At 38.4% G+C, this 8,708-nt stretch carries 6 protein-coding genes and 1 tRNA gene; 2 read left to right on the forward strand and 5 right to left on the reverse strand.

All coding sequences use genetic code 11. The annotated features are described in order from the left end of the window. Nucleotides 1–515: 515 nt before the first annotated feature. Together BUC07_RS19915 and BUC07_RS19920 are read left to right on the forward strand one after the other, a co-directional pair. Nucleotides 516–842: a hypothetical protein gene (locus BUC07_RS19915; protein WP_073174016.1), complete on the forward strand. Its 327-nt coding sequence runs from the start codon at nt 516–518 to the stop codon at nt 840–842. Between the two features lie 228 nt (nt 843–1,070). Beyond that, nucleotides 1,071–1,156 (forward strand) — tRNA-Leu (locus BUC07_RS19920). Nucleotides 1,157–1,317: 161 nt separating this feature from the next. Here the strand turns inward: BUC07_RS19920 and BUC07_RS19930 are convergent. The 5 genes from BUC07_RS19930 to BUC07_RS19940 all read right to left on the reverse strand — a co-directional run bounded on the left by BUC07_RS19930 (nt 1,318) and on the right by BUC07_RS19940 (nt 8,134). Beyond that, nucleotides 1,318–4,476 carry an efflux RND transporter permease subunit gene (locus BUC07_RS19930; RefSeq protein WP_073174018.1) on the reverse strand — a complete coding sequence of 1,053 codons (3,159 nt, stop codon included), beginning with the start codon at nt 4,474–4,476 and terminating at the stop codon, nt 1,318–1,320. A 140-nt stretch (nt 4,477–4,616) separates the two neighbouring features. Next, nucleotides 4,617–4,910: a S26 family signal peptidase gene (locus tag BUC07_RS21700; protein ID WP_394333218.1), complete on the reverse strand. Its 294-nt coding sequence runs from the start codon at nt 4,908–4,910 to the stop codon at nt 4,617–4,619. Between the two features lie 116 nt (nt 4,911–5,026). Then, nucleotides 5,027–6,214 carry a BF3164 family lipoprotein gene (locus tag BUC07_RS19935; protein ID WP_073174021.1) on the reverse strand — a complete coding sequence of 396 codons (1,188 nt, stop codon included), beginning with the start codon at nt 6,212–6,214 and terminating at the stop codon, nt 5,027–5,029. Between the two features lie 465 nt (nt 6,215–6,679). Next, on the reverse strand, nt 6,680–6,865 hold the full coding sequence (locus tag BUC07_RS20785) for a hypothetical protein (RefSeq protein ID WP_139279670.1): 186 nt from the start codon (nt 6,863–6,865) through the stop codon (nt 6,680–6,682). A 237-nt stretch (nt 6,866–7,102) separates the two neighbouring features. Then, on the reverse strand, nt 7,103–8,134 hold the full coding sequence (locus BUC07_RS19940) for a BF3164 family lipoprotein (RefSeq protein ID WP_175552580.1): 1,032 nt from the start codon (nt 8,132–8,134) through the stop codon (nt 7,103–7,105). Between the last annotated feature and the right edge of the window lie 574 nt (nt 8,135–8,708).

Raw genomic sequence — 8,708 nt, forward strand, 5'->3', positions numbered from 1 at the left:
GAACCAAGCAGCATTTAAAGAAAAGCGTATTAAATTTCTTGAGAATCAACTCGCACAATTAAACAACGTTGCATGATTGTGTATAAGGTAGGTTAAAAACACGCGGCAAAGATAGAAAATATTCAAAAGTAGCAGATGAACAGGAATGTCAAGAAATCATTTGTTTTCAACAGCAGTTTTGATCATTTATTCATCGGTTAAATAATCAATGTGGATTCCCGCAGATAACGCTGATTCAATCTCTGCGATAATCAGCGAAATCAGCGGGAGATATATCAAAAAACTCGTTGGCGGAATTATTTTCCAAAGAACTGACTTCCAGACTTCGACTCCGCTCAGTCTGACTGTCACAGTGAGCGGAGTCTCCCATCGGGATCGCTGTGCGGGAACTGTAATTCAGTATATTACAATTTAATTCCGCCAACAGGTATCAAAAAATAAAATTCTAAAGTTAAAATCATTTAAATCAGGTACTCAGGTAAAAAATTTCTGGTTTCTTTGCAAAAAAATTATTCATGAAAAAAATTGTATATATTTTACTGATATTGATTGTTTCAGTTTCGTGCGGCACGCAGCGGCAACTCCGCAAAGCGTTTGTGGGAGAACCCGTTGCAAAAATGGAGGCCAATTTCGGACAGCCAACTACCGTAATTGAGCAGAAAGGTGAAAAAATATATATTTTTGAAAAGACTGAAAAACTGGAAAGCACAGAGATTGGACAGGGGCAGTTAACACTCGATCCGATTATCACTCCCAAAGTGACAAAAACCGAGCGCTATTATTTTACGGTAAAAAACGGCACCATTGTAAAAACCCGTTTCGAGGAAGAATATGAGCGATAAAGCAGTAACATTTTTCACAAAAACAGGTTTGATTTAAAGAAATTTTATAGTTTTGCAGTCGCGTTTTTTGAAAGAATTATTTGCCCAGGTGTTGAGCCTGTGAAATCCCTTCGGGGGTGGAGTTGGAAGGCACGTAAGGTTCAAGGCAAAAAGAGTTCATACAAATATGCTTAGGTGGTGATCCCGAAGCGTCGGGAGGCAGACAACATCCGGCAAACATTTTATTACGCCCAGGTGGTGGAATTGGTAGACACGCAAGGTTGAGGGCCTTGTGGCCGTTTTAGGCCGTGCAAGTTCGATTCTTGTCCTGGGCACAAACAAAAATTATTAAACCGTTGTAAATTAAATATTTGCAGCGGTTTTTTTATTTAAATCAGGCGTTATTTTAACGAAAACTTAGTTTGAAGTTGTTTGGAATCGTTCTAACTTTTCGAACCTTCAAACCTTCAAACAACTGGAAACCCTCGAACTCCCCTCACTTTTCCAATCGCAAAAACAAAGGCAAATAAAAAACAATCGCCACCATTGAAAACAGCAGCCCTCCCATAGCGCCTGCTGCAAACGCAAACCAGAACACCTCTTTTTGTCCTCCCCAAACGAACGGAATCAATCCCAAAACAGTTGACAGGATGGTGAGTGTTATTGGAATTATTTTTTGATTGAAGGCTTTCAGGTAAGTGCGTACCGTTAGCGGTTTATTTTTGCGCGAAGCGAGGTTGTTGAAATCGTTAATTATGTAGATTGCAGCATTGACGACGAGCCCGCTCAATAATATAAACGACGCAAATCCTCCCTGGTCGAAGTTAAAATCGAACAGGTAGAAAGTCAGGAATACGCCCACGTATGAAATGGGAATCAGGCTGATTACAGCCAGTGGTTTTAACAACGACTCAAACAATACTGAGGTTACGAAATAAATGATTACGATTATTAGCAACAACAACCCGTACTGTTTTTTGTCTTCGCGGTTCCAGTACCAGTACCGTTCGGGCTTTTGTGCTTTGTAGCCCAGGGGAAGAATTTCGTTTAAGGCATCGATTTCGCGTTCCTGCACCATCTGTGCGAGTGGTCCCGGACCAATAAAATTATAGTTCAGATACATCTGGTAAACCTGGTCTTTTTTATAAATCGATTTTCCGGTCAGCAATTTTTCAATATTTCCTCCCATCGAAAGTTTTTTAAGCCCCTTGCGTGTGCCCACCGGCATGTTGTAAAAATCCCATTTGTTGTATTCCTCGCTTTCTGCCGACACCAAAACAACTGGTTGTAACTCGGTTTCATTATAAAATGGCTGCAGGTTCCGCGAATAAAGCTGTGCAAACAGCGAGCCGGTGTAATCGGAATAATTCAATCCCTGGCCGGCCAGGATTTCTTTATCCACCTGTAAATTGTATTCGTACCGGGTGGCAGAATTCCACGATTGTGAACTGGTAATTTCAGTTTTTTCTACCCGCGGATTGGTTAGCAGTTTTTCTTCTAATTGTTCGGCAAAACTGTACAATTCATTGTAGTTATAGCCGGTAAGCAGAATGTGGCTGTTTTTGTAATCCATGTTCAGTGCATTCGAAAAACCCTTGCCTACTCCGTAAACCGACCAGTCCATTCCACCCATCGAAATCGCTTTCGATTCCACCTGGCTTTTGAGCATAAACGGAAACGAAGAACTTTCTGCCTCTTTGGTGAAATGCACAACGATGCTCGAGTTTTTATACCCGTAAATCCGGGTTTCAAACTGTGCCACCTCGTCAAACCGGCTGATGTATTGCTCCATCTTTCTTACCGCACCGTTGAGTTGATGAATTGTACAGCCTTCCGGCATACTCCCGCGCACATACAAGGTGGTTTGCCCGGGATCGGAATAGAAACTTCCTTCAAAAACATACTCCGTAAACAGGCGGAGCGAACCTCCCAAAACTTTTTCGAGAACCGGTTTTATATCGGCATTGAATTTTTCAGCACCCAGTGTTTTGTTGTAATATTCTGCGAATTTCCCTTCCTTTTCCATTTCATCGGGCAGCATACCAATTGGCAGACCAAATCCCAGAACGGCAAGGAGTATAAATGCCCATTTGTACCTTTTTTCAAAACTGATGAAACGATGGTAAAACCCTGTTGTTTTGATGATCCGGCGGCGCACCCTGACCGGTGTTTTTCTCGTTTTCTGTTTGTACAGTTTTTCCATCAGGGCAGGCACCAGAAAAAGTGAAACAACCAGCGAAACAGCGAGATTGATGAGCATCACCCAGGTAAAATCGATGAGCATCACTTTTTGATTCTCTTTCAAGAAGAAAACCACTGACAACGCCCCGAGTGTTGTTAACGTGGCAGCCAGCAGCGCAATAAATACCCGCAACCCTTTTTGTTTCTGAAGGTGGCTGACCATGATAATGCTGTTGTCGATGATGATTCCAAACGAAACCGTGATTCCCGCCAGCGAATAAATATGGATTTCAACTTTAAAAATGTAATAAAAAACTGCCGCAATGAGCAGGTTGGCAATCAGCGCGATAAACAGGATTCCGAGCACCCGGAACGAACGGCTGACTATTAGCACAAAAAGCAACAGGATAAGCAGCGAAAAAAGCGTGCGCAACCCGATTTTTGTCAGTTCTTCTTTTATGTAAACGGTGCTGTCGCTGGCCACCTGCACTGAATAACCAAATGGCAGTTGCGGCTGAATTTCGGCGAGCGTTTCGCGGATGTTGCCGGAAAGCTTCAGTTGGTTTTCACCGGGCGCAGAATAAATCACCAGGTTGATGGTGTTTTTGCCGTTTATTCGGTAATACGATGTGGGCGGTTTCTCCCTGAGTTTTATGGTAGCTACATCGCTGAGTGTGATAATTCGCCCGCTTTTATTGGCGATGGGCAACCTGCCCCACTTTTCAGGTTCGAAGTACTGATAGGCAGAAAGCACCGGCACGGATGAACCGGAACCGGTTTGCTGGTTTCCGAGGAACGTTTTATCGCCCATTTGGTTAATCACTGCACTGATTTCGGTTGGCGACAGCGAATAATTCTTCAGCAACTGCGGGTTGAAACGGATTTCCCACTGGTACGGAGTGGCACCGTGGAGTGCAATGTCGCCAATGCCGCTTATTTTCAGCAACTCCGGAATGACACGCTGTTCGGCTGTTTTCTGGATGTTGTGCGTAGTGGTGCTGGCATTCAGCGTTAAAACCATAAAAGAAACCTGGTCTTCGTCACGCTCCACGTTGGTTGTAATTTCGGGGTAACTCATTTCATCGGGGAGGTCGCTGCGCAACTGGCGGATAAGCGTGGACACTTCGTACCGTTTTTTATCCAGGTCGGCGTGTTTGTCGAAGTTGAGAGTGACCGTGCCGTTTCCGACCGACGAAACCGACTCGATGGATTCCACCTCGCTGATTTTCCCCAGCACACCTTCAATTTTCGAGGTCTCCTCTTCAATTACTTTAGGTGATGCATTGGGCCACGAAAACCGGACGGAAAGTTGCGGCAAATTCCGGCTGGGTTTAAAACGTACATCCAAAACCGGAATGAATGCCATCCCGATAATCATCAGCGCCAGGAAAACAACGATGACGGAGAAGGAGGAGAAAGCAGATTTGGTTTGAGAGTTCGATGGTTCGACGATTGTTTGCCGTTCGTTGTTCATGGTTCGTTGTTTGTTGCTCGTTCGATTGCCCTTTTCAGACGGGTTTATTGGTTAATTAATGCCTCATTATTTTTGTTTTATATCATGCAGTGTTTTCATCACAGCCAAATTTACAATTTTTTACTTTTTATAATGCGATTCTAACAGAGTTTTAATTGAGCCATGCATCTGGAAGCGGTAAAAGTTGTGGCTGGGTGACGAGAATCAAAAGAGTTATGTCTATTATCACCAAGTACAAAATAAAAATCCAATGAGAGTCCAATAGAATCTTTTTCTGGAATTACGAAAGGCCCATAATTATCAATGCTCCATAATAGATTCGAATCAAAAGGAAAAACTTTGCTTAAAGTATCGCAAGGAAAAATATTTAATACTATTGAATCAGTATTGATATGGCTTTCGTAGTCCAGTTTTTGTTTTAAAGTTAATGCCACAATTTGAAAATCAAATTCTTCGTTTAAATCATCAACCTATTTGTCTAAATCATTTGGACGGTACAAAACCATATTTCATTTATAATGAAGTCACAATAAGTAAAATTGTTGTAAAATTATTTATTTTCATTTTGCTCAATTATATTCAATAAATTTTCAATATCAAACCTCATAATTTGTCTAAAACCAGAACTATTGCTAGTGTGTATACTATATAAATACTCTTCAGAATTGTCTTTTATTAGAGAGCCTTTTATTGCTTTGTCTAAAGAAAAACGAACAACTGGATTACCTTCCCAATCCATTACTAACAAATATTTGTAATAGTCCGTTATTCCATATCTAGCGATATCAATTTTACTTAATCCCGAGAACGGAAAAATTATATATTTTCCAACTGAGACCAAATCTCCTGCTGTTGCGTAACTTTCTTCAATCCATTTGGCTACAAACGGTTTTCCTTTTTTATAACCAACATCTGCAATTGCTGGTGAGCCCCATTGCACACAGAAATAGTCAGAAAAAATATCAGATTCATAATTGTAATAATATAAATTAATGGAGTATTCACTAGTAAAAGCTAATTGTGTATTGTCCATATTTGAACAAAATGAACATTTGATGCCAAAAAGACTACCCATATGATCTACGCTTAACGTATCCTTAAAGTTAAAATATGGATATTCCCCAAATTTTTTAAATAAAACACCTTTCCTTGAAAAAAGACCAAATCTACCGTCAACAAACGCTCCTGTGCCAATTAACATATTCCTGAATTTGAACATTTGCATAATATTCCCATCGTTCTTTGCACTTTGTATGGGATAACATATATCTGGCTTGTTATTTAATCTCCTTACACTTTCCTGGGAAAAATAACAAAGTCTCTTTTTATAATAATCTAATATCATCAATGAATCCATTGAATTTTCAACACCACCAATTCTTAAATATTCGTGAGGTCCCTTTCCTCTTTTTAAAAACTCACCAAAATATTTTTTGGATTTTAAGTCAAAAACAGAGAAAAAATATTTATTACCTAAAAAAGCATTGTTTACTAAAAGTATATCTCCTACTAAATGTATAGAAACTGGCGTTATGAGATTGATTGAATCGTCAATATAAATCTCTGGTTTAATTCTATACTCCTTTGGAAACGCATTTATAAAATCTTCAGTAGACTTTATTTCTGATGTCCAGTCATTCTTGCTATTGCAAGCAACTAAAAAAAAATATATAATTAGGAAATAATAAAACGTTTTGAGTTTTGAGAAATGTATGAAATTTAAAAAAACCAAAATCATAATAAATTATTTAAAATAGGTTACACATTCAAACATATGTATGCACCCCATATTTGTTTATCTTTGTCACATCACCTCCCCGCCTCCCGTCGGGCAGGCTTTCCGGGATGGATGGTACACGGGGCAGTAAACTGATAATACTTTAGCGGGTAAAAGTTTGCCGCCCCTTTTTATTGTACCGGGTAAATTATTATTTGAAATATAGTGGGTAAAAAAGTGTGTCATCTCTTAGTTTGAATTTATTGGTTTTTGGTAGTTACTTTGTTTATGTTTCTGGTTTGATGTGTTTAATGCCTAATGTTATTCGTTAAAATTTAATGGTGTTTATTTAAGTTTCATCAACAATTTACAATTTATTATTTTTTTTTCAAAATGGAGAGGGTTTATTACAATAGTTTAGAATTATTCTAAAATACCGGCATTCAATTGGCTGCACACACACTAACTTTTTTAATAATAAATGGATTACGAAAACTGCACAGAAAGTTGCGGCAGGTTCCGGCTGGGTTTAAAACGTACATCCAAAACCGGAATGAATGCCATCCCGATAATCACCAGCGCCAGGAATACTACAATGACGGAGAAGGAGGAGAAGGCAGGTTTGGTTTGAGAGTTCGATAGTTCGACGATTGTTTGCCGTTCGTTGTTCATGGTTCGTTGTTTGTTGCTCGTTCGATTGCCCTTTTCAGACGGGTTTATTGGTTAATTAATGCCTCATTATTTTTGTTTTATATCATGCAGTGTTTTCATCACAGCCAAAATTACAATTTTTTACTTTTTATAATGCGATTCTAACAGAGTTTTAATTAAGCCATGCATCTGGAAGCCGTAAAAGTTGTGGCTGGGTTTGAAACGCACAATCAAAACAATTATAAATTTTATCCTGCATTAAAAATGATATTTATAAACCTCAGGTTCAAGTTCCAAATTTAATCCATAAATAATGCGTTTTTCCCAATCGATTTGAATATCTAAAACAACAGGATCGAATGTATATTTACAAATCAGTTCCCCATCGTACGCTAAATGCAATGCATATTTATAAAAATTGGATCCACTTATTTTTACTTTCTCGCCGGAATAAGGAATCATGAAACTCCTATTGTTGGGTTCAGCATCCCAATAAGAAAGACTGTTGTTCGTGGTTAGAACCAATCCGTTTTTTCCCTGACGGACAAAGTTTGGTTCTTTAAAATCAGGTCCTGAAAATTTCGTAATACACTCTCCATGATCATTAAAAATTTCAATCCATTTCCAGGCAGCGTATGAAAGGATTACTTTAGACAAATCAGGTGAAACGCAAATGTTTGTTTGATAGAGATTGGAAGCCAACGTATTATTATTCTCCATACCGGGATCGGGAAATTTATTTAGCATTTTTACCACATTTCCATCCGCATCGAGGAGGCAGTTCATGTATGCATCCGGATGTCCGATAAGGGTGGCGAAAAACCTATCATCGGAAATTTTAACAAGTTTTCTTGGATACAAAGAATCTACTTTTACAACTTTCGAATAGTTATTTGGATTTCTACCCAGAATTTTTTTCAGAGAATAAACAATCACTTTTTTCCCGTTCAAATCATGCACCACAACATCATCGGAATTCTGAATATATTGAACTAAAAACGGAAAGATCATTTCTCCAGGGCCCCTCCCCCGTCTGCAAAATTGGGTAACCTTTTCCCGGGTATTTAAATTGTAAACGTCAATTGCATCTTCTGTCCCAGAGCCTAAAAAAAATAACAATGAATCGGCCAGTTCCATTTTCCATGGGTTCATTAAAGGAAGATCAAATGTAATTTTTTCTCCTTTTAGCGACCGAGTTTTTGGGAAATCATCCAGATCAAAATTAACCTCCTTTTGGGCACAAACATTGAAGGAAAGAAAAATAAATGATATAAGTATTATTTTTTTCATCATAATTAATTTCATAAGAAAACTTAGAAACTGTTTTGATTTTTATTTTACGTTTTTAAGTGACTTATCACCTAAACGCTGACACACATCCAGTTCTAAACTAAGAATCAGAGACTTAGATGAATTAACTTAATTATCGGGATGAGCGAAGCAGAGCTCTATTTCAATTAATTAATTCCGCCAACATTAGGTAAATAAGATATTATAAAAAGGCTGAATCAAAAAGCAGATATAAATATTATCATATTTACCCTACCGTTATTCTACAGTGAATAACAAATATTTGCAATATCGTTGAATATCACTCTCTATCCAGCCTTTTTATTCATTTTTATGGCTCCATTGGTTTAATTTTCTCCCAATTGTCTGCGCCTCCGCAAATTAGAGGGCCATCATCGCCTTGTAATCCACATGATCCATTGTGAAGAGGGATACATAAATCCTGACACCTACCGGCAGTTGAATTTACCGAACTACTTAAGGTTTGCTGAAAAACAATATTAACAATTGATTGTCAATAAATTACATACAAAAAAGTCACACAATTTAGCTTCAAAGTGCAAACAAAATATTA

The sequence above is a fragment of the Tangfeifania diversioriginum genome, assembly GCF_900141875.1.
Taxonomy (GTDB): Bacteria; Bacteroidota; Bacteroidia; order Bacteroidales; family Prolixibacteraceae; genus Tangfeifania; species Tangfeifania diversioriginum.